The following is a 23,621-nucleotide window of genomic DNA, read 5'->3' as shown; positions in this document are numbered from 1 at the left end:
AGGGGATGGTCGGATGCTTACAGGATAATTGGCGTGCTTTAGCTTTATCTTTAATTTAAGGCAATTTCATATCGCCATCGACCAACCAGCCAAGGCGGCGCATCACGTAAGCGACCACACCAGCAATGAGCGCTGGTAATACAAACATCAATAAGATAATCGCCGTCCACAACTGAGCACTGCTCATGATTTCTTGTGATGCTTCAATGACGCCAAACACCCCAACCAGTCCTGCCGTGCCCATACCAGCGCCAGTTGCTGTGCAAGCTAGCCCAAAGCCAACGGTTGCGATAGGACCAACGATGGCGCTGGCAATCACAGCAGGCAATAGTACGAGCGGTTTTTTAAGGACATTAGGAATCTGTAGCATACTGGTGCCCAGCCCTTGGGATATGACACCACTGACGCCGTTGTCTTTAAAACTGGCCACCGCAAAGCCAATCATATGCGCCGCGCAGCCAACGACCGCTGCCCCTCCTGCTAAACCACCAAGTCCAATAGCGATACAGATAGCCGCGCTTGAGGTCGGTAGCGTCAATAAAATCCCGACCACCACTGCTATGACGATACCCATGAGTAGCGGCTGTAATTCAGTCGCTGCTTGAATACCCTGACCAATGGCGTTGACCGCAGCGACGACTGGAGGATTAAGTAGCGCACAGACGATGAGTGCCACCGTACATACCACTAAAGGGATAAGCAAAATATCGAGCTTGGTCTTGCCAGCGATCCAAGTACCAGCGCGATAAGCAAATACTGAAGCCAAATAAGCACCAATTGGATTACCGGGCACAGCAACGAAAGTTGCTGGACTTGCCTCTTGCGCGATAAATAAATTGCCCGCCATCAAAGCTTCAGAATGCGCGCCAAGCATCCCTGCAACCAAGCAACTTAGCATCACCAAAGTTGGTGCTTTTAGGTAGTAGGCGATACCAACACCGATACCTGCGCCCATTAATACTGACGCCAGCTTGCCAACTGCGACCAAGGCTGACAAGCTTAACCAACCACCAATTTGCGAGATGATAAGACCAGCGATAAGGGTCACAAACAACCCTAACGCCATGCCGGTAAAAGCATCGATAAAATACTTTTGAAAAAAAGCTTTCATCATGCCAACGGGCGCAGTTTCTGAAGAATTTACAGTCATTATGATGCTCTTATATTGAGTTTGCGGAAAGGAGCTAAGAAACATATCAAAAAAAAGGGATAAAAAAAGCGTCCTCTGACGCTTTCTTTATCAATGCTTTAGGTTTAACGGCGCTGCTCAACGATAATAGAATCAATACCGTTATTTTGCAGGCGCTGCTGAGCAGTGGCAACCGCTTGACGATTATTCATCGGGCGTGAAATCACCTGATAAATAGGCAGGCCATTACTGGTAGTGTTTTTCACCACTCTAGCATCGACACCAGCCATCAACACTTGTGCACGGCGACGGTCTGCTTCATCGGCATCACCAAAGCTGTTGATTTGCAAAATATAAGTCGCCGCAGGCTTCGCTGGCTGAATGCTAGCATTGCTAGCGTTCGCTGTATTAGCTCTGTTTGCAGCCGCGCCTGTATTATTGGCAGCTGGCGTACCATCATAAGTCGCATCTTCTTCGACGATGACAATATCGTCGTCATTACTACTATTTGCTGCATTATTCGCGTTGTTGCTACGACTAGGCTCAATCGTAGTGCTCTCAGAGATACCAAAATTACCCGCATCATTATTACTTGGCGCGGTGTTTTCTGGCTGATTAACGACTACATCTGGCTCAAAATCAGTGATTTGACCGGATTGGCTACTACTACTGCCTTCACCAAAGTCTTCATCAGGGATGGTCGCCATCTCTTGATTTGGCAAAATATCATAGAACTCATAATCACCATTGTCGGTATCGGTATTGACTCGTTGCTGAACTTGTCTATCAGCATCTGTGCTCTCACCGCTGCCCGCAGGACTGAAGTTAAACAAGGGTGAAAGGTATAAAAACACCCCAATCATGAGCGTCAATACTGCCCCAACAAACATCCATAATAAGCCTGACACACTACTGGTTTTGCGTTTTTCAGTGGCACCTTTTGGTTTTTTGGCTAACATGGATCTCGTTCTCCCTACTGAATTATCTGTCGTTGTCGAGTTATCGTAATCGAATTGTCTTTATCGAATCAGCACTGTCGATTAGATTAGAATTGAAGAATTATCATCAAATAATGGCTACAGCCGTCTTCCTTTATACTACATGCTAGACGGTGCAGACAAGCCTAATAAGCTCAATCCATTGGCCAATACTTGACGCACGGCTTTAGATAAGCGTAAACGCGCTTGCATCAAATCCATCTCAACTTGGCTTGGTGTTTCACCTGAAGTTAGGCTGACCGGCAAGATGCGATTGCCATCATACCAACCATGAAATAACGCCGCCAACTCTTTTAGATAGTTGGTTAAGATATGCGGTTCATAGCCTGTCGCTGAGCGTAGCAAGGTTGACGGATAAGCGGCAAGTAACTTAATCAATTCTTCTTCACTTGGTGCGACTAGTAACGCTTGCTTTTCAGCGCCAGTAATATCGTCTACTTGCAGACCACTGGTTTCTAGTTTTTCTAACACACGGCAAACCCGGGCATGCGCATACTGAATGTAGTAAACCAAGTTGTCTTTACTTTGCGATTTGGCCAGCTCTAAGTCAAAGTCGACGTGCACTTCAGGCTTACGAGCGACGTAATAAAAACGCGCAGCATCGTTACCGACTTCATGGCGCAGCTCACGTAAGGTGACAAATTTGCCCGAGCGCGATGACATTTGCACTTTTTCACTACCGCGCCATAAGGCAACAAACTGTACCAATACCACATCAAGGCGGTCGGCATCGATACCAAGCGCCGTCAATGCCGCTTTTACGCGCGGCACATAACCATGATGGTCAGCGCCCCAAACATTAATGACTTTATCAAAACCGCGATCGAACTTGTTTTTATGATAAGCAATATCAGAGGCAAAATAGGTGCTTTGACCATTGGCACGGCGCACAACGCGATCTTTTTCATCGCCAAAATCAGTCGATTTAAACCAGATATTGCCGTCTTTTTCGTATAAATAGCCTTTTTCATCAAGGATTTGTAAAACAGGCTCAATCTCGCTATCGATGGATCTTTCGCTAAACCAGCACTCATAACGGACACCAAAGTCATTTAAGTCGTCTTTGATATCAGCCAAAATACTGCTCAATGCTGCATTTAAAAACAGCTCATAACCGGCGCCAAGCAAGGCTTTGCTATTGGCAATCAAACCATCGATATGGGCTTCTTTATCGCCTGATAGCAGTACTTTTTCGCCATCATTATTTATTTCAAACTGCGCATCTGCTGCTACGTCCTTTGCAATATCAGCAAAACTATGAACGTAGCTGTCGCCATGCTGGGTTTTTAGCGTTTGCGCGATATCACTGACATAATCGCCTTGATAGCCATTGACTGGGAAGGTGACTGCCTCGCCGTTGGCCTCTAGATAACGCAAATAAGTACTGGTCGCTAAAATGTCCATTTGGCGTCCGGCGTCATTGACATAATACTCACGCGTGACGTCATAACCAATGGCTTCAAGCAAATTTGCCACGCTCATTCCAAAAGCAGCGCCGCGTCCATGACCGACGTGTAAGCTAGACGTAGGGTTGGCCGAGACAAATTCAACTTGGATTTTTTGACCTTGAAATTTCTTGCTTAAACCAAAGCGTTCTTGCAATTTAAAGATATCGTCTAACACCGCAAATTTGGCTTCGGTATTTAAAAAGACGTTGATAAAACCGGGGCCTGCGATTTCTACTTGACGAATATTTTGATTTTCAGGCAAGGCGTTGACGATTTTTTCAGCAAGCTGGCGCGGATTGGCTTTCGCAGCTTTGGCAGCCGTTAGGGCGATATTGCTCGCAAAGTCACCATGACTGGTATCTTTAGTACGCGTAATTTGGCTGTTGTTTTGCCAATCAGCCGGTAGTTCGCCGTTCGTTTTTAGGACTTCAATGGCACTGTCAAACAGTGAGGCGAGCGTATCGATTTGGGCTTGTGACATAGGACTATAAACTCAGATAAATGAACAAAAAATTGGGGTAATATAAGATAAGGCAGAAAAAATAAGTAACCTATAAATATAACAACCTTTAGCTGCTATTGCACTATTTGAACCAAAAATAGCATTAAAATCACCGCTATTATACTAGATATGCGCAAGTGACAAGGTAACGGCTATTATAGGCTGCCAATACAAGTCTATTTAGGCGGATTGTAGCGTTACTGTTGTCTGACGTTGGTGAAACATTTATAGCAACCTCATTCCGCGTTATAATGGCAACATTAATCTATTACTGCTATAAATGCTGATGCCATTTATAACCATATATAAAAACAGACGATAGAAAACGCAGCACTTCACACTTTCACTGACAGGACAAAACCATGTTTGCCATTGCTTCTAGTACCGTCACCAGTTGGGGCATGTATATTTTATTGCCCATTTTTATTGCTTTCTTATTCTTTATTATTTGGGATTTATCAAAACAGTCTAACGCTGGTCGCGCTGGTACTTTTTGGATGTTTTTGGCCTTAGGTGCGGGTTTTATCGGTTTTATCCTAAAAGTATTGATAGAGATGGCGTTTAAACGTTGGTTTATTTAACCAACCTCTCTTTGCCAACCGCAAACTAACCAGCGCTATTTTTTTGCAATTAAGGTTGCCCGTTTCGGCGCAGGATACCCTTCAATGGTTTTACTCGCATCATTAGGGTCTAAAAAATCCGCCAAGGAATGATACGTCATCCATTCGGTTTTGCGCTGCTCCTCAGTCGACGTGACCGCTACATCGACGCAGCGTACCTCGCTAAACCCCGCTTTTTCTAGCCAGCCAGTGAGCGCCTTAACCGATGGCAAAAAATAGACATTATTCATCTGCGCATAGCGGTCGTGCGGTACAAGGACAGTATTGGCGTCACCATCGATAACCAAGGTTTCGAGTACCAGCTCGCCACCTTTAACCAGTTGCCCTTTTAGCTGTTGCAAATGCTCAAACGGCGACTGGCGATGATAGAGCACGCCCATACTAAATACGATATCGAATAGCTGACTGTGCTCCGGTAAGGCTTCAAGTGGTACAGGGATATAATGCGTTTTATAATGATCAGCGGCGCCGACAAAATGACGAATAGCCATAAATTGATGATAAAACAAACACGATGGGTCAATAATGATGACCGTCTCCGCGCCTGCCCCTGCCATTCGCCAACCGTGATAACCTGAGCCACCGCCTACATCCAGTACGCGCCGGCCTTTTAAATTGCCTAAATGCGGCGCGACCCTTTGCCATTTCCAATCGCTATGCCATTCGGTATCAATCTTAATACCTGACTCATCATCGCCAATCTGACCACCAATCTGGAAAGGCCCTTTACGCCACGGCATTAGCTGCTTTAGTAGCGCTAAGGTTTGTTTACGCTCAGAGTCGCTGAGGTTGGTGGCAATCGTTAATACATCACTGTCCAAATCTACTTCATCAGCCGCTACTGTTGGCAAACGTGCCACCGACGCTTGGTAAGCAGGCGCGTGTGCGTAATTGGCTTTATCTTTAATAGCATTAAGCCACGTTGGTAAGCGCGTGAGCCACTCATAAGCACTCGGCTGCTGCTGCGCCAATGACAGCAAGGTTAAATATAATTCGCGTTCAGCGTGAATAATGGTGTCGTTAAGCATAAAAACAGATTGCCATATGGGGAAAAGATAGAGTAAAAATTTATATTAAAAGTCGAGCCGTTATTACTATCGCGTTTAAATATTATTTAAAGGCCACAATAGAGACAAAGTTTAAAAATTGAAACCAGGTCAAATGACGCTCAAAGCCAACGTGCGCTAGACGCGTATGATGCTCATCCAAGGTATCGGTAATCAAAACGTTCTCTAACGCATTGCGTTTGCCGCTGATTTCCATCTCGGTATAACCATTGGCGCGTTTAAAATCATAATAACGCTCAACCAACCACGCATCATACTGCTCATCAAAAGCATGGGTTTTTTCGGTCAATACCAAAATACCCCCTTCACTTAATGCGGCATAAATTTTCTCAAGCACTGTCACTCTATCGGCAGCGGGCAAAAACTGTAGCGTCAGATTCAGAATGACCATATCGCATGGCTCAAGCTCGACATCACGAATATCGGCGGTGATGACTTCGATGTTATGCGCGGGATAATTCTCCGTTAATAACGTGCTCGCCTCATTGGTCATCGCGGGTGAGATATCAATCGCCTTAATCTGTAAATCTTGCGGCTCAAACTCGCCTGCCAACGCCATACTTGCTGCACCCAGTGAGCAGCCCAAATCATAGACACGGCTGACACGCTGGCCGCTATCATCTTGCTGGCGGTATTTACAGTGACGACGAGCGAATATCGGCAACATCGCCAGCACTTGACCATAACCGGGTACACTACGGCGAATCATATCAGGAAAACACGCCACCACTTGCTCATCAAAAGAAAAACGCGCCGCTTTATCGAGTGGCGTGGTAAATAAGGTATCGTGCTTTACGGTGTTATTAGTCAGGTTAGTAGGCTTAGTTTGGCTCATGAGGTTGCTCATTTTTTGATAGTGGTTCGTTTTTTAATAATGAAACTTTGATTCTTTAAAAATAAAATATTAATTAAATGGTGAATTGCTCAGTGCTTTAAAGATAGCAAAAGCCCATTATAACATTACTGTTTGTTACTTATCGCGAGCAACTGCCTTGCTAAGCTAAATAGGTAACGCTAATTCTTTATAAAGGCAATATTGAGACATAAAATTAGTATTGAAAGATGAGATATTGCAACCAAATAAAGACCTTAGCGCATCTCTATGATAACAGCTATAATAATAGGAACAATTATGCAAACCATTATCTTAGGCGGTGGCTGCTTTTGGTGCACCGAATCAGTATTTTTATCCGTAAAAGGCGTGCAATCTGTGGTGTCAGGCTATATGGGAGGCGATGCCGTTTCTGCTAACTACGAAGCGGTCTGTGGCGGTGATACCGGACACGTTGAAGTCATCAAGGTTGAATTTGATGAGTCTATCGTACCATTAGAAGTGGTTCTTGATGTGTTTTTTGCCACGCATGATCCCACCACCATGGATCGTCAAGGCAATGATGTCGGCAGCCAATACCGCAGTGTGGTTTTTTATACCGATGAGGCGCAAAAACCAACGGTCGACCGTACCATTAACAAATTGCGCGACATGGGCCTTAATGTGGTGACAGAAGTCCATCCCGCTATGGAATTTTACAAAGCTGAAGACGCCCATCAAGATTTCTATAATAGAAACCCAGGTCAAGCTTATTGTAACTTTGCTATTCCGCCAAAACTTGCCAAACTACGCAAAGAATTTAGTCAGTATATGGTGAATTAAACAAGTAACGTGAGTTTTATACGCTATCAAAGCCAAGGGTTAAGACGCTTGGCTTTTTTATTGCGTTTAGCGGTATGATAATACCAAATATTTAGAGCATAGATAGGTTAGGAATAAAGGTATGGATTCTAAATTTTGGCAACAGCGCTGGCAAGACGGCCGCATTGGCTTTCATAAGTCTGACGTCAATCCTCAGCTAATCGAGTATTTTTCTGAACTGGCAGTGCCCATCGGTAGCCAAGTCTTGGTACCTTTATGTGGTAAATCGGTTGATATGGTATGGCTTGCGCACGCAGGCTACGACGTCGTTGGCATTGAGCTGGTGGAAACGGCTGTACAAGCATTCTTTGCTGAACAAAAGGTTATTCCAACTATCGCTGAATTTAAGAGCGCTACTGATAACGCCATTTTAAAACGCTATCAGGGTCAGCTAGCTGGGCAAACCATTACTTTATGGGCAGCAGATATTTTTGCTATTAGCGCAATAGATATAGGCGAGATTAATGCCGTTTATGATAGAGCAGCATTGATAGCCTTGCCAGCAACGATGCGTACTGATTATAGTGCGCAAATAGTTAAGCTTAGCAATCATGCGCCACAACTATTAATCACCCTAAACTATGACCAAAGTAAAAAAGACGGCCCGCCTTTTTCGATTAGTCAGCAGCAGTTACAGCAGTATTATGATACCGACTATAAAATTATCGAGCTTGAAAGCCAGTCATCAACCCTTAATGCGGCATCTGAGCTAGCCGTAACTGAACATGTTTGGTTATTAAATCCTTCATTTACTCATTAACTGGAGCTAAACCACGAAAAAGCGCTAAATCTTGCTTAAGCATGATAGCCAAACCCTCTTCTAACCTCACGCTCGCGTCAATTTATAGTAACTGAGTGCTTCGATACCTTTTCTTTACTATTGAGATTGGTTACTCTAAGTTCATACTGCTTAATTCAGCTTTGTTCTCTTTCAATGACTATTTCGATGTTTATAGGATATTTCCATGCGTTTTTCTTCGACCTCTACGTTATCGCTACTTAGCATCGCGGTTGGCCTCAGCTTTGCCAGTACTGCGCAAGCGGCCAAACCACCAGCACCAGACTTATCTAATAGCCAGTTTCAACAGTGCTTAGATGGTTTAAAAAACTCTAGTAAATTCCGCGGCGTCGATAGCTATACGTTTAATAACTATCGTCCAAGCCAGCCTGACCCTAGTGTGATTCAGTCACTCAATTACCAGCCTGAATTTCAAAAGGACGTTTGGGATTATTTGTCTTCGTTGGTAGATAAAGAGCGGGTCGAAGATGGTATTCGCGCTAAGCACCAATGGGCAGATACCTTGCGCCGCATTGAATCGCGCTATGGGGTCAAAGCTGAGCATGTACTGGGCGTATGGGGCGTGGAGTCAAACTTTGGTCAGACATTGGGTAAAAAGCCCTTGTTTGAATCTTTAGCGACGCTGTCATGTTTTGATCGTCGCCAAAGCTATTTCCAAGGCGAATATGCCAATGCGCTAAAAATTGTGCAAAATGGCGATATCGCACCTAGTGATATGACCGGCTCATGGGCAGGTGCATTTGGGCAAACGCAGTTTATGCCAAGTACCTTTTTAGAACTGGCTGTCGATTTCGATGGTGATGGCCGCCGCGACTTGGTTAATAGCGTCCCTGATGCGCTCGCCTCTACTGCCAACTTTTTGGACAAACGTGGTTACCGTACCGGCGAGCCATGGGGTTATGAAGTCAAACTGCCAAGTGGTTTTTGGGGCGCATCAAACCGTAAAGACAAAAAATCTATCAGCCATTGGCGCAATCAAGGGCTGACATTGGCGAACGGCAGCCCTCTGCCTTCTACCTTGGGCAGCGCAGGTTTATTATTACCAGCCGGCACTGATGGCCCAGCATTCTTGGTGGGTAAAAACTTCGACACGTTTTATTCGTATAACGCTTCAGAAAATTATGCTTTAGCAATTGCCCATTTATCAGACTTAATCGCGCGTGAAGACAGCAGCAAAACCGACTTTGTCACTGCCTGGCCGACGGACGACCCTGGTATTAGCCGTCAGCAATCTAAAGATATCCAGCAAGCATTATTAAATGCAGGCTACGATATTGGCGAAGTGGACGGTATCATTGGTGATAATACGCGTACGGCGATTCAGCAATATCAATCAAGCCATGGCATCTTTCCAGCCGATGGACGCGCCGGACAAAAATTTTATCGCGCCATCGTTGGTAATAGTGCTGCAAGCACTTCCCAATATGGCAATCCGTACGGACAACCAGCAAACAGTCGTCCTTTAAACCCTGCGCCTGCAGACCGTATGGGACAATTGATTCAACAGCAAACTGGCAGCTCAAACTCTAATCCCTACTCGGTACAGCCGTCTGTGCAGCCAACCGTTAGACCATCAACCTCATCGGGCAATACGCGTTATCGCCGGGTTACCAGTACTGATGGTACGGTAAAGCTTGTACGTGTCGATGAAGGTTCATAATTAGCTAAGCTAAGGAATGAATTATTTAGTATCTACAAGCATGTATTAGCGACTAATAAAAAAGCCACGCAAATGAGCGTGGCTTTTTTATTAAATGAATTGAATAAATTGGAAAAAATACGGTCATCATTCTATTATTTTGTTAAATAATACCTACTAGATAACAGGTGGCGGATTTGGTTTGCCATTATCGCCATCCCAATTTTCGCGGGCTTTGTCATCTAAATCCGCAGGCGTTTTTGGTTTCCATTTACCGTTTTCTTTCCACGTCGCATCACCCCAGTCAGCATCTTCTTCCTTTCTATCCAAGTCCTTATAGGCTTGGGTTGGGTCGATGCCGCGGCGCTTCATATCGGCGACTTGTTCTTCGAGCGTACGAAACTGGTCGGCTTCAAGCATGGTTTCTTCTAAGCTGGTTAGTTCACTATTTAAATTTTTTTTGGCATCACTCATTGTTCGTTCTCCCTAATTATTAAGCATTATTATGTATTTATACGCTTATTATTACGGGTATTGCTCAGCTTCACAACTACAGAGACGTATGCTTTGTATTACAAAGGGTAAGCGCCGGCTTTATAAATGGATTTTTTATCCATAAAATTATAAATAGAGCAGAGAGCATTTGCCCTAGCTAAGCGGTAAAGTTGGCGCACTAGAAGTGTTGGCGTCAGTGCCTGTCAATAAGCTCTTCGCATAAAAGGTGAGTTTCCAAAGCTCTTGTGACACGCGCGTGCCATAGGTGGTGAGTTGAATCCAGTTAGCCGCCACCAACTGCCGCTGTAATTGGTTTAAGTCATCTTGATAAATCTGACAACGTGCCACCGCGTGAACATTTGGCATGTCATTTTTGATATCTGTTTCAGCTTTGACTGCGATTAAGCGATTAATGGCGCTCTGTAAACCATAGCTTGAAAAGGTAGCCGGTATTTTTATTAAGGCGATGAGCACTTCTTGCCACGATAAAGTCATAGGGCGGGTGACGTCGGTTAAATTACCGCCTTCATAGGCTTGGGCTTTGTACTGAATCTCAAAAGTGTCTGTCAGCACCAGTGGCTTGCTGACACTATCGGCTGCTAAATGATCGGTAACAGCAGGGCGAGATTGAACAAGTTTGGCTTTCTTGGTAGAAAAGCTCGTGGCCGTTTCTTCGGCCAGTGCCGATTTATTGGCTTTCATCAGCTCGTCGCTCACTCTTACCCAGCCGTCCCCTACTTCATGATTGGCGACCATTTTATAGAAGGCCTGAATGAGTAGCTGCTCGATATCATTTTCTGTTTCATAGTAATAAATCTTATCGGCTTTTTTGGTCACCATGTTGGTGAATTCTTGCAGCTGCCGACTGATATTGACCTCGTTATGATGACTTTTGACCAATATTAACAAGGGTTTGAGCTTGGCTTTGGCATTGAGATAGCTCAAATGCATTTGACTGACACCAGTATTTTGCGCCGTGCCATAGCTATCACCGATTATCATCAGCGCATAATCGCAAGCATCGATACACTGGCGACCATATAACGCCGCTTTGGGTAATTTGCTAGAAACGTCATAGGTTAAAAATGCGCGGCCTTGGAAAAACATCGCCACACTGTCTAAAACCAACAGTTGGTCGTTGTCAGCGCATATGACGTGAATATGATAGCGACGGTTTGACACAATCACCTCTAAACTTATTAGTCATATAAATGAAAGTTATCTCGATTGTTATCGAAAAGCGATAGCATCAGAGCCTGTCTAATATTCTGTTTGGCAAATACTAGCCTAGCATTATATTACGCGAATACGTTTAATTTATTGCTAATTCCACTAATATATTGCGGGATTATAACAGCTACTTCACTATTGCACAGGCAAAAAACCCTATTAGACTAAAACAAAAGGGCTTAAGGCGAAAGAATATACTGTATACGAGACTGTTTACCCAATAAACGTCGCACTACAGCGCCGAGCTGTTTATCATACTTAGTCGCATAAAAAGTCAAAGCCGGCGGTATATCTATAGCGGTCGCTAGGCCATTTAACGCTTCATTAGCTGATACCTTAACGGGTAATGCTAACAACTGTTCTGCTATCAATAGCTGCTTAACGCGCTCAGCGATTGCATGCCCCGAATCGACAATATGTAGCGCTAACTGCTGCTGAGTAATTTCTTGGCGTAAAAACGCTTTAAAAAATGGATAATGGGTACAGCCTAATACCAACTGATCGACGCCATCTTGCGAAAATTGCTGCAATTGCAGGCGTAAATCCTGAGCCGTTTTGCTGTCTTTAGGCATACCTGACTCAACCCAAGGGACTAAGTTTGGGTCAAAGTATTTGGAGACTCTGGTGGCATGAGGAATGGCAACATTCGTAATGACGTCATTTAGTAGCGCACCGTTTAACGTCGCTTTCGTTGCCAATACGGCTACGTGATGAGTTTTGCTGGCCAATACCGCAGGTTTTAAAGCAGGCACCAGACCAACAATAAGCAGCTGCGGATAATAGCGTCTGGCAGTCTCTAACGCATACGCCGAAGCACTATTACAGGCGATGACGATAAGCTTGCAGCCTTGTTGGTATAGCCATGCCACTGCAGCGAGCGTTAAGGCTTTAATGTCTTCACTATCACGATTGCCATACGGTACATGCAAGGTATCGGCATAATAAACGTAACGCTCATGCGGTAATTGCTGAGCCAGATGTAGATAGACCGACAAGCCGCCGACGCCCGAATCGAACAAGCCGATTGGCGCACTGCGTTCCTTTTTAAGCGCGTTATTTATCACGCTATCATCTGCTTTAAGCGTTTTAAAACTATCATTAATAAATGTGGTTTTGTGCGTCTCAAGGCTATCAATAATATCAAGGCTTGTATTATCAGGCACTGCTTTTACGGCAACCTTCATTGCTTTCTTACCGCCGTTCTTATATAAGTATTAAATATAGTCTATTATGAATCTGATGGCATTGATAACGTATAAGCGTTATCACCACTTTGCAGCGTTAGTATCGTCTCACCTTCACGCTCTGTCAATTCACCAATTTCTGTTAAATGATAAAAAGCGTTACGTCCAATCAATGCTTCCAAGCCGTTTCGTACCATCATATAAGGACGAATTTGCGTAGAGCTTTCTGTACTTTTATTATCTTCTTTATTCTTACTTTTGTCAGAATGGCTATTGTCATCAGAGTCTTTCATTGTATAAGCACGCAAACTAATCGGATGTTCATCATCTAAACGCACTACATCACCGGTGGTGGTCGTAAATTCTAGCCAGCTTTCACCTTGTTCTTCAACGATACCAACATCGTTAATCAGTAACGGCGCATCTTCTACGTGGATACGCAGTTTTTGTACCGGTGTCTTTAAAAAATACTCAACCGCGCCATTATTTTCTTCTTTCCACAAAATAGTGGCAAACAAACTGACTAATGACTGACGGGTCATGTGCCCGCCTTCGTGCCACCACTCGCCGTTGGCTTTGATGGTTAGATCCATGTCCGTTACTTGCTCAGGATGCCAGTTCTCAAGCGGCGGTATAGCGCGCCCTTCGCGTATACTTGGCGCTGACTTAAAATACTGACTCAAAGCATCCATACCATTTGGCGCAGATACCTTGTCATTCGTGACTTTGAGGCTATCTTTATCATTAGAATTGTCGTTTTTATTATCGTCATTCATCATAAAATCCTTTATGTAGTAATCAAAGTTTGGCGCATCTATTATTACTATAAATTTTTGTTTCGGGTATGATGAAAGCCTATCGTCATTGTACCCCCATTATTTCCCTCTTACCTTAACATTGATACCCAGAAATGCGTATCGTGTTTGTAGGACTTTTCTTTTATAATGAGTAACGATTATTTATTTGCAATGGTTCAGTGGGTGTTGAATTAACAACACATTTTACGTTATGGGTGCTAGATTTTACGTCAATCTTTGTACGCTTAACGTCGTCAATTGATGCCGCAAAGACAGTTCTTATCGGGCAGCCATATGTCTGAGTAACGTTAGCGCCGCAAGCTTTATTATTCAATTGTTAAGCTAATGATGCCCTGAGATAAGCCACTAAAAGTTTAGGAGTAGGTATGCAAGAGCAAGACAATCAAAAGCCTGTTGTTGATAATGACACTGTTAGCAACGACGTTGTTAATAATGACATTGTCAGTAACGACACTGTAAATAGCGACATCGCACATACTGATGTAGCCGTAGAAGAAGTCGCCACTACTGAAGAAAGCGCTGCAACTGAGGCGACAGAAGTTGCCGCTGAGCCAGTAGAATCCACTACTGCAACAGAAGCAACGCCCGAGCCAGCCGTAGAACCAGAAACTACTGAGCCTGAAATCGAACGTGAATCAATGGAATTTGATGTCATCATCGTCGGCGGCGGCCCAGCGGGTTTATCAGCGGCCATTCGTCTGCGTCAGCTTGCTCTTGCAGCGGGCAATGATGAGTTCATGGTTTGTGTGGTCGAAAAAGGCTCAGAGTTTGGTGCGCACACCTTATCTGGTGCGGTTATTGAGCCGCGCGCCTTAAACGAGCTGATACCAGATTGGAAAGAAAAAGGCGCGCCACTAAACGTACCTGCCATTGAAGACCGCGTTTATATGCTCGGTTCTGCGACCAAAGCAACCAAGCTCCCTGATTCTATCGTACCCGCCAGCATGCACAATGAAGGTAACTACATTGTCTCATTGGGCAACGTCGTTCGCTGGTTAGCTGAGCAAGCAGAAGAGCTTGAAGTCATGATGTTTCCAGGCTTTGCTGCCGACGACATCTTATATAACGATGATGGTTCGGTAAGAGGGGTTTTGACCGGCGACATGGGCGTAGCTGCCAATGGTGAAGCCAAGCCAAGCTTTGAGCCAGGTTACGAGCTGCTAGGTAAATATACCATCTTTGCCGAAGGTTGCCGTGGACATTTGGGCAAGCGCCTCATCAGCCGTTTCGCGCTTGATAAAGACTCAGACCCTCAGCATTATGGTATCGGTCTAAAAGAGCTATGGGAAGTCAGCCCAGAGAAGCACGAGCAAGGCGTGGTCATGCATGGTTCAGGTTGGCCATTAACGGATACCGGCTCATCTGGCGGTTGGTGGTTGTACTTCGATGAAAACAACCAAGTCAGCTTTGGTATGGTCATCGACCTATCGTACTCAAACCCTTATATGTCACCGTTTGATGAGATGCAGCGCCTAAAACTTCATCCAGTCATTCGCAACGTCTTAGAAGGCGGCAAACGCCTGTCATACGGCGCGCGTGCGTTGACCAAAGGCGGCTTAAACTCCTTACCAAAATTCACCTTCCCAGGTGGCGTGTTGGTCGGTGATGATGCAGGCTTCTTAAACCCTGCCAAAATCAAAGGTACGCACACCTCAATGAAGTCAGGTATGTTGGCGGCTGAAGCGATTTTTGAAGCGTTACAAGCAGGCCGTGAATATGACGACGTGGTTGCCTATAGCACCATGTATAAAGAATCATGGCTGTATCAAGACAACTACGAAGCGCGTAACTTTGCCCCAGCCATGCACCGTATGGGTCAATGGATGGGCGGCGCCTTTACCTTTATCGAGCAAAATTTGCTTGGCGGTAAAATGCCTTTGACCATTCATGATAATAAGAGAGATTATGATCAGCTAGAGCGTGCGGCGCATGCTTATCAGCCAACCTATCCTAAGCCAGATGGTAAGCTGATATTTGATAAGCTGTCATCAGTCTTTATCTCCAACACCAACCACGCTGAAGACCAACCGACGCATCTGAAACTCACCGATCCTACGGTGCCTGTTTCAATTAACTTACCGCTGTATGCTGAGCCTGCGCGTCTGTACTGCCCAGCTGGCGTTTACGAGGTGGTGAAAGATGCCGAAGGTGCTAAGTTTGTTATCAATGCGCAAAACTGTGTGCATTGTAAGACCTGTGATATCAAAGACCCGTCACAGAACATTACTTGGGTAACGCCAGAAGGCGGCGGCGGTCCTAACTATCCAAACATGTAAATCATGTTTGAGATAATTATGGCTTAATAAAAAACCGCTCTTAATATAAGAGCGGTTTTTTTATATTTATAGCTTCGACAGCATAACTTTTTAGCTTACTAAAAAATACTAATCAGTCCACGCATCACGATTGGCTTCATCTCTTAATTTTACAAAGTCATCGGGGTCGAATTTGATTTGCTCGCCGGTTTTGCCTTCTTTGATTTGTCTTTCATAATCACGCAAAATTCTAAGCGCCACTGGCGACAAGATTAAAATCGCTATCAAGTTGACGAGTGCCATGAGACCCATTGATAAGTCAGCGAAGTTCCAAATAGCAGGTAAGCTAGCAATAGCACCAACAAATACCATGCCTAAAACCATAAAACGGAAAATCATAATCATGACTTTGGCATTTTTTTCACCAGAGATAAATTCAAGATTGGACTCGCCATAGCTGTAGTTGGCAATGATAGAGGTAAACGAAAAGAAGAAAATTGCAATCGCGACAAAAACTACGCCCATATCGCCCACATACTGCGACAGTGCCAACTGGGTTAATTGAATACCTTCTTGTTCGACATTTGGATCGACGACACCTGAAAGTATAATAATCGCCGCGGTTGCCGTACAGATAACCAGCGTATCCATAAAGACACCGAGCATTTGCATAAAGCCTTGCACCGCTGGATGGTCAGGATGGCTTTTTGCCGTCGCTGCCGCATTGGGCGCTGAACCCATACCCGCTTCGTTCGAAAACAAACCGCGTTTGATACCGTTAATCATCGCCTGCGCAATACCATAACCAATCACACCGCCCGCCGCTTGCTCAAAGCCAAAGGCTGATTTTACGATCAAGGCAACGGCTGCTGGGAATTCGCTAAAGTTGGTGATAATAATATAAAGCGCCAACAAGATATAAAGAATCGCCATGACTGGCACGATTTTACCTGCGATACGTGCAACCGAGCGTAGTCCGCCAAATACCACTGGTGCGACGAGCGCGACCAGTATTAACCCTGTCATCCATGTTGGAACACCAAACGCTTCATTGGTCGCCTGCGCAATCGTATTCGACTGCACGCCATTAAACGCCAAACCAAACGCAACCAGCAAACAAAGCGAGAAAAATATCGCCAGCCAGCGCTTGCCCAAACCTTTTTCGATATAGTAAGCCGGTCCACCGCGGTAAACATTGTCATTATGCGGCACTTTATAAGCTTGGGCTAAGGTTGACTCGATAAAACTGGTCGACATACCGACGAGCGCCGTCATCCACATCCAAAATACTGCGCCCGGTCCACCAAGATAGATAGCGATCGCTACCCCTGCCAGATTACCGGTACCGACGCGCGCCGCTAAAGACGTCATCAGCGCCTCAAACGAGCTGATACCGCCATCTTTACGGCCTTGGTTTGACACTCGTAATAACTGCCACATATGACCAAAGTGACGAAACTGAATAAAACGCGTAGCAACGGTGAAATATAGACCAGCCCCAATCAACACAAACATCAACAATCCATACCAAGGATTGCTGGCGATTAACCAATCGTTATTACCCCAGATAATACTAACGCCGTAATTCACGATGTTATTAAACCAGCCTGCTATGCCGTCACTCATACCTACTCCTCACTTACGTTTATAAATGTTACTTATTTTTATATAGAAACACATTTAACTGATTATACCGCTCATAATTCTGCTAAACATCTCTACTAATAAGATGCCGTGTGCATTCTATAGAGATTAAGACGCCTACTACTATCAAATTTTTTTATTAATTTAAAAAAACTATTTCTGAAATAAATGTTACTTACTATTGAAGTCCTATAGAATGGAGAATGTAACAAATCAGTAGCATTGGTTAGACATTTATCGTACGATTTCAGTAATATTAAATATTCTAAACACTTATAGAAGTCTACTTTATTACCGACCACCTTTTTTAACTATGATAGAGTGGATTTTATAGATATTAGCATTCGGTTGATATTGATTTATTGGCATGAATGACTAACGTATTAACAACTTTAAGACTCTTGTCAGGAAGACGGGATCGTAAAAAGACAGCGGATTGTTGACCTTCATCGTTTTTCCTCTATAAATCCCCTTTTTTCTGCAAGACACTCTTAAAAACCCTAGCATTTATGATGTCGTTTATTTGATTAAGTCAGCTTAATGTTAAATAAATGACTACTAAATCGCTTTATGACTGGTTCACGTTTTAGTATTTGGTTTTTATTATTTTTCATTTGTGCGCATTTTTTCAGCTAAGCTGTTGAGTCATTTTGTATGAATCGTCTATAGGATGGTTTTTTATAGACACAATTTCGCTTGAAGCGATAGACAAGAATAACTCATTAAGCTCAAATCAAATATTATGTTTTTAGGCAAGACAAAAGGAGTTGTCCTATGGAAAACCACAACGATCCATCTGGTTATTGGCGTGCCAATATCCGTCTCATTATAGGTTGCCTCATTATTTGGGCCCTCTGTTCATACGGTTTCGGTATTTTATTTCGACCATTATTAACAGGGATTCGAATAGGCGGTACTGACCTAGGATTTTGGTTCGCTCAGCAAGGTTCCATTGGCGTATTTATCATTTTAATTTTCTTCTACGCGTGGCGTATGAATAAGTTAGATAAACAATATGGTGTAGACGAGGAATAGCCCTATGAGTCAATTTACGATTAATATTATTTTTGTAGGTCTATCTTTCGCTTTATACTTCGGTATTGCATGGTGGGCACGTGCAGGTTCAACCAGTGAGTTTTATGTTGCTGGCGGCGGCGTCCATCCTGTAGTAAACGGTATGGCAACGGCTGCTGATTGGATGAGTGCCGCGTCATTTATCTCGATGGCAGGTATTATTGCTACTGGCGGCTATGCGGCCTCAACTTATTTGATGGGTTGGACGGGTGGTTACGTTCTACTGGCCATGCTGCTTGCGCCTTACCTACGTAAATTTGGTAAGTTCACGGTTCCAGATTTTATTGGCGACCGTTTTTATTCTAAAACTGCTGCTATGATTGCGGTTGTTTGTTTGATTATTGCTTCAACCACTTATGTTATCGGTCAGATGACCGGTGCTGGTGTGGCATTCTCACGCTTCTTAGAAGTTGAAAGCACTACCGGTCTGATTATTGCCGCTGTTGTAGTATTCTTCTATGCCGTACTGGGTGGTATGAAAGGGATTACCTACACGCAGGTTGCGCAGTATGTGGTTCTAATGATTGCGTATACCATTCCTGCCGTCTTTATCTCACTTGAGCTGACGGGCAACCCGATTCCAGGTCTTGGTTTGTTCTCAAACCATACTGAAGCAGGTATTCCTATCCTAACCAAGCTTGACCAAATCGTCGTCGACTTAGGCTTTACCGCTTATACCGCTGATGTACCGAACAAGCTAAACATGGTGCTATTTACTTTATCACTGATGATTGGTACTGCAGGTCTACCACACGTTATCATTCGCTTTTTCACCGTTCCTAAAGTTGCGGATGCGCGCTGGACGGCTGGTTGGACCTTGGTTTTCATCTCGCTACTATACTTCACTGCTCCTGCAGTAGGTGCGATGGCGCGTCTAAACCTAATCGATACCATTTATCCACAAGGTGTTGAAGAGCCTGCTATCGAGTACGATCAACGCCCAGACTGGATGAGAACGTGGGAAGACACCGGTCTTATTAAATATAACGATTTAAATAACGATGGTCGTATCCAGTTCTATAGCGATAGCGGACTTGGTGCAGCTGAGCTCGCAGCAGCGGCTGCCACTACTGACGGCGGTGATGTCGCTGCTGCAACGGCTGCAGTTGACAAAGCAAAAGCTGAGCATGCTTTAGAGCGTGATGGTATCTTTGTTGATAGAGGCTGGGCAGGTAACGAGCTTGACGTCAACGCTGATATCTTAGTATTGGCTAACCCAGAAATTGCACAGCTACCAGGTTGGGTTATTGGTCTTATCGCCGCCGGTGGTTTGGCCGCAGCGCTTTCAACGGCAGCTGGCCTATTACTCGCCATCTCATCAGCGATCAGTCATGACTTGATTAAACGTAACTTAAATCCAAACATTACTGATGCAGGCGAGCTAAAAGTTGCCCGTATTACGATGGCAATTGCGATTGTGGTTGCGACTTGGCTTGGTATTAACCCGCCAGGATTTGCCGCACAGGTTGTGGCACTAGCCTTTGGTATTGCAGGTGCTTCACTGTTCCCTGCATTGATGATGGGTATTTTCTCTAAGCGTATTAATAACTTGGGCGCTATCGCTGGTATGTTAACGGGTTTGATTAGTATCTTAGTTTATATCTTCGTCTTTAAAGGCTGGTTCTTCATCACAGGTACTGCAAACTTCCCTGATACTGAAGAATACTGGTTATTTGGTATCTCGCCATTATCGTTTGGTGCGGTTGGTGCATTACTGAACTTTATCGTGGCATTTATTGTTTCTTATGCAACGACGCCACCGCCAGCGCATATCCAAGAATTGGTTGAAAGTGTTCGTTCTCCACGCGGAGCTGGCGGCGCAATCGATCACTAATCTAGACGATACTATGTGCTATTCTTTGTAAGATAATCACTCACCGGCAGCAGCTGCTTGTGAGTGATTTTTTTATCTTTTTATGAACTGGTTTTAAATGCGCTGATGGCGTTAAGGAAAAATCTTATGCTTTTTGAGTTTATCGCCACCATAGCTGCCGGATTTGGTATGGCTGGGATAGCACTAATCATAACTCATCTCAGCAAACTTGCAGGAAAAAAAGCCCCAAGATGGCTGATTCCATTATTTGGTGCGATTGGCATCTTTGGCTTTCAAATCAGCCAAGAATATAGCTGGTTCGAGCAGCAAACTGCGCAACTACCTAACGGCGTGCATGTGGTTAAAAAAGTTGAACAGAGCACATGGTTTCGTCCTTGGTCATATATCAAACCACAAACCTTTCGTTTTATGGCAGCGGATAGCGGCCATGCTCGCGCCAATGCCGATAATCCAGATGTTTATTTGGTGAATTTATATTTGTTTGAGCGACGTCGAAGTGTGCAGCAAGTACCGCAAGTTATTGACTGTGCTGCCCCTGCCCGCGCCGATTATGTATTGCAAGAAAAGGATAGTAAGCTGAGCATTGATAAGCATGTGAAGCAAACCACTAAGTGGCGGCCATTAGAAAAAAATGATCCGTTATATATCAACGTTTGTATCAATAAAAGTTAATAACACCCCACTCTCAACTTATTTTTCTAAGGTATTGGTTTACTTAGTTTTTAAAATTTCAGTTAAAACAATTAGAATTTTAAATTCTATAAAAATCAAAAGCCTACGATAAGTTGAGATTGGCGTTAATAACGCATATTGATACTGGTATAAGCATGCTTTGAGCTTGCCCCCAATAATAAGCCGGCGCATAGTCCGCCAAAATGCGCCGCCAATGAGATACCTTGCTGTGGCATCAAACCTTGTTTGATGGTCAACCAGTAACCAGTTCCCATGACGATGCAAGCAAGCAGATAACCCCAGCGCCGCGCAAATAACGCTCCGCCTATCATATAACCGAGCATCGCAAAACAAAGCCCCGACGCGCCAATATGAATCGACAACGGCGAACCGATAATCCAAGTCGCCAATCCTGACGCCACGATCAATTTAATTACCGTACGATAAGCATTATTTTCAAATAGTCCGAACAAAAATAAAATTTGTAATAACGTCAACGTATTGCCAAGTAAGTGAGAAAAATTGCCATGCATCGTCCATGACGCAACTACCCCAATCATACTACCTAAATCTAACGCCCGTGGCACAATCCCAAAGATATTCCATAGCCCGAAAAGCAGCGTTTCATTGAGAAAAAACATGCCCCACATCGGTATAAGAACAAACGCATATAAGCCAAAAACTTGCTTAATTCTGCGCGTTATTAAGCTAAATAATTGCTGCCACTTCATAACAAACCTTATCTTTTAAACCTCTGAATGTTATTAAAACCCTATTGCTCGCTCACAGAAGACAATGTGCTTTTTACAGGCTTAAATGACAATGATGAGGTGTCTTCTTCTGCCGTTAATACACTCTTGGCATGCAGCAAAGAGGTCGAATGATAAGGAACCAACGCCGTTGGCATAAAATTACGCGCGGCATCAATATGTTTAACCGAATCATCAAAGAAGATATGTGGCGCAAAGGTTTTTAATACTGCCGTCTTTTCAAGTCCGCCCAAAAAAAATGCCATGTCGAGATCAACACCCCAATCACGTAGCGTTTTAATCGCCCGTAAGTCCGCAGGGGCATTACGGGCAGTGACTAACGCTATCTTCATGGGAGAAGTATGCAAGCTTGCAGGCAATCGCTCTTGCATTTTTGACAGCTTAATCAACAGCTCTGCATAAGGTCCTTTTTCTATCGGCAAATCCCGCATTTCGGCTTCACGCTCATGAAAAGCCCGCAACCCTTTTTGTTTATAAAGCAGCTCACCTGAGTCATCAAACAATACCGCATCACCATCAAATGCGATACGCAGCTGCTTAGTATCGAGCTCATAAGTATTTACTGGTGTGGCATCTAATATCGCACAGGCACAAATATTGGCATCGGCAACTTGCTGAGCGTCATCACGATTGGTGGTCAAAAACAAATCCACATTAAAATCTTTAATATAAGGCGCTATAGGGCTTCCGGATATAAACGCCGAGCGAGAAATGGTTAAACCATGTTCACGAATCGCATTGAGCACTTGAATACCCGTATCCGGACTACTTTTTGAGACAATCACCACTTCAACCAGCGGTGTATCAATACCTGAACTCTGCCCTTCACAATCATTGCAATAGTTATTTAAATTTAGCAACGCTTTGATAAGCGGATAGCCAGCACCGATGCTGAGCGGATCGTTTTCACGTTCAGCCATATAATCGCGGAATTCTTTAATCGCCTCATACGGTCGCTGTTGCAATAACGCTACCAGATGATTTTCAGATTCTGACAAATCAAATAAAGCCGTCGCTGATATCGCAACAATTAAGGTATTGGTAAAATCAACTGCCATAGCTTTCTCTATTTATAAAAACTTTGTTAAAAAAATTATGTTAAAAATATCAAACGACCAGTTTACTACATCTACCTCAATCTATAATGTTAAGAAATTTCTATGAGTAAACCTTTGTTTTATGACGGATTAAAAGACATAAAAAAAGCCTGCATACACAGGCTTTTTATTTTTTAATAAATCAGGTCTATAAGTAATTCTATATTATTAATAATGATTAACTAAGGTCAGTATCTTCATTAATGACAAAGCTCACAATCATAATGACATGATACTTATTAATATTACCATCGGTAATACCAACTTTCTGCTCTTTTACCCAAGCACCTTGAACATTGTTAACGGTTTTGGCGATACGCGCCACGCCTTTTTGAATAGCGTCTTCAAAACTTGTTTCTGAGGTGCTGCTTACTTCAATATTCTTTGCAATAGTCATAATCATCTCATCCTTGTGATTATTAATTTTTATGATATTAAGTTCATTTATAAAAGCCCATGTTTCTCTAGTAATCCTGCATCGATAACATGAACTGTAATAATCATAGCTTTAATAAGTCATCTCAACAATACATAGCTGTTAAGTTATGTATTAGGATATGTAAAATAGTTTTCTAACCTCAACCGCTAGACAAAGAAAAGCCCCTCAACAATTAAGTTGAGGGGCGATTCAGGAATAGAGAGCTGACGATGAC

The 23,621-nt window shown here is 43.8% G+C and carries 21 protein-coding genes; 8 read left to right on the top strand and 13 right to left on the bottom strand.

What is annotated here, in order from left to right; genetic code table 11:
* Window positions 1-55: 55 nt before the first annotated feature.
* The 3 genes from B3R91_RS09125 to argS all read right to left on the bottom strand — a co-directional run bounded on the left by B3R91_RS09125 (window position 56) and on the right by argS (window position 4,056).
* A complete protein-coding gene (locus B3R91_RS09125; protein ID WP_286797323.1) occupies window positions 56-1,150 on the bottom strand; it encodes a PTS transporter subunit IIC in 1,095 nt (364 codons plus the stop codon).
* 104 nt (window positions 1,151-1,254) lie between these two features.
* A complete protein-coding gene (locus B3R91_RS09120) occupies window positions 1,255-2,088 on the bottom strand; it encodes an SPOR domain-containing protein (protein WP_191691953.1) in 834 nt (277 codons plus the stop codon).
* A gap of 138 nt (window positions 2,089-2,226) precedes the next feature.
* The gene (gene argS, locus B3R91_RS09115; protein ID WP_271133403.1) at window positions 2,227-4,056 is read right to left on the bottom strand and encodes an arginine--tRNA ligase; all 1,830 of its coding nucleotides are present in this window, start codon (window positions 4,054-4,056) and stop codon (window positions 2,227-2,229) included.
* Between the two features lie 383 nt (window positions 4,057-4,439).
* On the opposite strand from argS, the gene B3R91_RS09110 reads away from it, so the two are divergent.
* Complete coding sequence (locus B3R91_RS09110; protein WP_068406984.1) at window positions 4,440-4,658, top strand: DUF2788 domain-containing protein; 219 nt, start codon at window positions 4,440-4,442, stop codon at window positions 4,656-4,658.
* Window positions 4,659-4,693: 35 nt separating this feature from the next.
* Here the strand turns inward: B3R91_RS09110 and cmoB are convergent, their stop codons facing one another.
* The gene (cmoB, locus tag B3R91_RS09105) at window positions 4,694-5,725 is read right to left on the bottom strand and encodes a tRNA 5-methoxyuridine(34)/uridine 5-oxyacetic acid(34) synthase CmoB (protein ID WP_286797319.1); all 1,032 of its coding nucleotides are present in this window, start codon (window positions 5,723-5,725) and stop codon (window positions 4,694-4,696) included.
* A gap of 82 nt (window positions 5,726-5,807) precedes the next feature.
* Window positions 5,808-6,611, bottom strand: coding sequence for a carboxy-S-adenosyl-L-methionine synthase CmoA (gene cmoA, locus B3R91_RS09100; RefSeq protein WP_191691949.1), 804 nt, complete (start codon window positions 6,609-6,611; stop codon window positions 5,808-5,810).
* Window positions 6,612-6,896: 285 nt separating this feature from the next.
* Between cmoA and msrA the strand changes: the two genes are divergently transcribed.
* The 3 genes from msrA (at window position 6,897) to B3R91_RS09085 (ending at window position 9,916) form a co-directional block, all read left to right on the top strand.
* On the top strand, window positions 6,897-7,418 hold the full coding sequence (msrA, locus tag B3R91_RS09095; protein WP_068406975.1) for a peptide-methionine (S)-S-oxide reductase MsrA: 522 nt from the start codon (window positions 6,897-6,899) through the stop codon (window positions 7,416-7,418).
* 121 nt (window positions 7,419-7,539) lie between these two features.
* The gene (gene tmpT, locus B3R91_RS09090; RefSeq protein ID WP_286797317.1) at window positions 7,540-8,217 is read left to right on the top strand and encodes a thiopurine S-methyltransferase; all 678 of its coding nucleotides are present in this window, start codon (window positions 7,540-7,542) and stop codon (window positions 8,215-8,217) included.
* 205 nt (window positions 8,218-8,422) lie between these two features.
* Complete coding sequence (locus tag B3R91_RS09085) at window positions 8,423-9,916, top strand: lytic murein transglycosylase (RefSeq protein ID WP_286797315.1); 1,494 nt, start codon at window positions 8,423-8,425, stop codon at window positions 9,914-9,916.
* Between the two features lie 156 nt (window positions 9,917-10,072).
* On the opposite strand, the gene B3R91_RS09080 is transcribed toward B3R91_RS09085, so the two are convergent.
* The 4 genes from B3R91_RS09080 to B3R91_RS09065 form a co-directional block, all read right to left on the bottom strand.
* Window positions 10,073-10,369, bottom strand: a complete 297-nt coding sequence (locus B3R91_RS09080) for a hypothetical protein (RefSeq protein WP_068406968.1) — start codon at window positions 10,367-10,369, stop codon at window positions 10,073-10,075.
* 174 nt (window positions 10,370-10,543) lie between these two features.
* The gene (locus B3R91_RS09075) at window positions 10,544-11,572 is read right to left on the bottom strand and encodes a DUF4062 domain-containing protein (RefSeq protein WP_286797313.1); all 1,029 of its coding nucleotides are present in this window, start codon (window positions 11,570-11,572) and stop codon (window positions 10,544-10,546) included.
* A gap of 227 nt (window positions 11,573-11,799) precedes the next feature.
* Window positions 11,800-12,804, bottom strand: a complete 1,005-nt coding sequence (murI, locus tag B3R91_RS09070; RefSeq protein ID WP_200663460.1) for a glutamate racemase — start codon at window positions 12,802-12,804, stop codon at window positions 11,800-11,802.
* 44 nt (window positions 12,805-12,848) lie between these two features.
* Window positions 12,849-13,583 carry a DUF1285 domain-containing protein gene (locus tag B3R91_RS09065; protein ID WP_406947881.1) on the bottom strand — a complete coding sequence of 245 codons (735 nt, stop codon included), beginning with the start codon at window positions 13,581-13,583 and terminating at the stop codon, window positions 12,849-12,851.
* A 677-nt stretch (window positions 13,584-14,260) separates the two neighbouring features.
* On the opposite strand from B3R91_RS09065, the gene B3R91_RS09060 reads away from it, so the two are divergent.
* Window positions 14,261-15,898 (top strand): electron transfer flavoprotein-ubiquinone oxidoreductase, encoded by a 1,638-nt coding sequence (locus B3R91_RS09060; RefSeq protein ID WP_286797325.1) that lies wholly within the window; start codon window positions 14,261-14,263, stop codon window positions 15,896-15,898.
* 108 nt (window positions 15,899-16,006) lie between these two features.
* Here the strand turns inward: B3R91_RS09060 and B3R91_RS09055 are convergent, their stop codons facing one another.
* Window positions 16,007-17,503, bottom strand: a complete 1,497-nt coding sequence (locus tag B3R91_RS09055) for an alanine/glycine:cation symporter family protein (RefSeq protein WP_068406960.1) — start codon at window positions 17,501-17,503, stop codon at window positions 16,007-16,009.
* Between the two features lie 792 nt (window positions 17,504-18,295).
* Here B3R91_RS09055 and B3R91_RS09050 point away from each other — a divergent pair.
* The 3 genes from B3R91_RS09050 to B3R91_RS09040 all read left to right on the top strand — a co-directional run bounded on the left by B3R91_RS09050 (window position 18,296) and on the right by B3R91_RS09040 (window position 21,101).
* Entirely contained in the window at window positions 18,296-18,556 is a 261-nt protein-coding gene (locus B3R91_RS09050; protein WP_144298090.1) for a DUF4212 domain-containing protein, read from the top strand.
* Window positions 18,557-18,560: 4 nt separating this feature from the next.
* Window positions 18,561-20,429, top strand: a complete 1,869-nt coding sequence (locus B3R91_RS09045; protein WP_286797309.1) for a sodium:solute symporter family protein — start codon at window positions 18,561-18,563, stop codon at window positions 20,427-20,429.
* A 126-nt stretch (window positions 20,430-20,555) separates the two neighbouring features.
* Window positions 20,556-21,101 carry a hypothetical protein gene (locus B3R91_RS09040; protein WP_286797307.1) on the top strand — a complete coding sequence of 182 codons (546 nt, stop codon included), beginning with the start codon at window positions 20,556-20,558 and terminating at the stop codon, window positions 21,099-21,101.
* 125 nt (window positions 21,102-21,226) lie between these two features.
* Here B3R91_RS09040 and B3R91_RS09035 read toward each other — a convergent pair whose 3' ends face one another.
* From B3R91_RS09035 to B3R91_RS09025, 3 genes are all read right to left on the bottom strand, one after another.
* Window positions 21,227-21,832, bottom strand: coding sequence for a rhomboid family intramembrane serine protease (locus tag B3R91_RS09035; RefSeq protein WP_193032242.1), 606 nt, complete (start codon window positions 21,830-21,832; stop codon window positions 21,227-21,229).
* A 41-nt stretch (window positions 21,833-21,873) separates the two neighbouring features.
* A complete protein-coding gene (locus tag B3R91_RS09030; protein WP_286797305.1) occupies window positions 21,874-22,929 on the bottom strand; it encodes a 5'-nucleotidase in 1,056 nt (351 codons plus the stop codon).
* A 217-nt stretch (window positions 22,930-23,146) separates the two neighbouring features.
* Entirely contained in the window at window positions 23,147-23,365 is a 219-nt protein-coding gene (locus tag B3R91_RS09025; protein ID WP_286797303.1) for a dodecin family protein, read from the bottom strand.
* Window positions 23,366-23,621: the final 256 nt, after the last annotated feature.

Origin of the sequence: Psychrobacter sp. UBA6291 (assembly GCF_002439405.1) — a bacterium.
GTDB lineage: Bacteria > Pseudomonadota > Gammaproteobacteria > Pseudomonadales > Moraxellaceae > Psychrobacter > Psychrobacter faecalis.
This window is presented reverse-complemented; position numbering and strand designations above follow the sequence as displayed.

What these genes read in the sequence shown, in the direction of transcription:
- B3R91_RS09065 (WP_406947881.1), bottom strand. Translation starts at nt 13,583, where the DNA reads ATGATGAATGACGATAATAAAAACGACAATTCTAATGATAAAGATAGC.
- B3R91_RS09085 (WP_286797315.1), top strand. Translation starts at nt 8,423, where the DNA reads ATGCGTTTTTCTTCGACCTCTACGTTATCGCTACTTAGCATCGCGGTT.
- B3R91_RS09060 (WP_286797325.1), top strand. Translation starts at nt 14,261, where the DNA reads ATGGAATTTGATGTCATCATCGTCGGCGGCGGCCCAGCGGGTTTATCA.
- B3R91_RS09110 (WP_068406984.1), top strand. Translation starts at nt 4,440, where the DNA reads ATGTTTGCCATTGCTTCTAGTACCGTCACCAGTTGGGGCATGTATATT.
- msrA (WP_068406975.1), top strand. Translation starts at nt 6,897, where the DNA reads ATGCAAACCATTATCTTAGGCGGTGGCTGCTTTTGGTGCACCGAATCA.
- B3R91_RS09120 (WP_191691953.1), bottom strand. Translation starts at nt 2,088, where the DNA reads ATGTTAGCCAAAAAACCAAAAGGTGCCACTGAAAAACGCAAAACCAGT.
- B3R91_RS09055 (WP_068406960.1), bottom strand. Translation starts at nt 17,503, where the DNA reads ATGAGTGACGGCATAGCAGGCTGGTTTAATAACATCGTGAATTACGGC.
- B3R91_RS09025 (WP_286797303.1), bottom strand. Translation starts at nt 23,365, where the DNA reads ATGACTATTGCAAAGAATATTGAAGTAAGCAGCACCTCAGAAACAAGT.
- B3R91_RS09125 (WP_286797323.1), bottom strand. Translation starts at nt 1,150, where the DNA reads ATGACTGTAAATTCTTCAGAAACTGCGCCCGTTGGCATGATGAAAGCT.
- B3R91_RS09030 (WP_286797305.1), bottom strand. Translation starts at nt 22,929, where the DNA reads ATGGCAGTTGATTTTACCAATACCTTAATTGTTGCGATATCAGCGACG.
- tmpT (WP_286797317.1), top strand. Translation starts at nt 7,540, where the DNA reads ATGGATTCTAAATTTTGGCAACAGCGCTGGCAAGACGGCCGCATTGGC.
- cmoB (WP_286797319.1), bottom strand. Translation starts at nt 5,725, where the DNA reads ATGCTTAACGACACCATTATTCACGCTGAACGCGAATTATATTTAACC.
- cmoA (WP_191691949.1), bottom strand. Translation starts at nt 6,611, where the DNA reads ATGAGCAACCTCATGAGCCAAACTAAGCCTACTAACCTGACTAATAAC.
- B3R91_RS09050 (WP_144298090.1), top strand. Translation starts at nt 18,296, where the DNA reads ATGGAAAACCACAACGATCCATCTGGTTATTGGCGTGCCAATATCCGT.
- argS (WP_271133403.1), bottom strand. Translation starts at nt 4,056, where the DNA reads ATGTCACAAGCCCAAATCGATACGCTCGCCTCACTGTTTGACAGTGCC.
- B3R91_RS09080 (WP_068406968.1), bottom strand. Translation starts at nt 10,369, where the DNA reads ATGAGTGATGCCAAAAAAAATTTAAATAGTGAACTAACCAGCTTAGAA.
- B3R91_RS09035 (WP_193032242.1), bottom strand. Translation starts at nt 21,832, where the DNA reads ATGAAGTGGCAGCAATTATTTAGCTTAATAACGCGCAGAATTAAGCAA.
- B3R91_RS09040 (WP_286797307.1), top strand. Translation starts at nt 20,556, where the DNA reads ATGCTTTTTGAGTTTATCGCCACCATAGCTGCCGGATTTGGTATGGCT.
- B3R91_RS09045 (WP_286797309.1), top strand. Translation starts at nt 18,561, where the DNA reads ATGAGTCAATTTACGATTAATATTATTTTTGTAGGTCTATCTTTCGCT.
- murI (WP_200663460.1), bottom strand. Translation starts at nt 12,804, where the DNA reads ATGAAGGTTGCCGTAAAAGCAGTGCCTGATAATACAAGCCTTGATATT.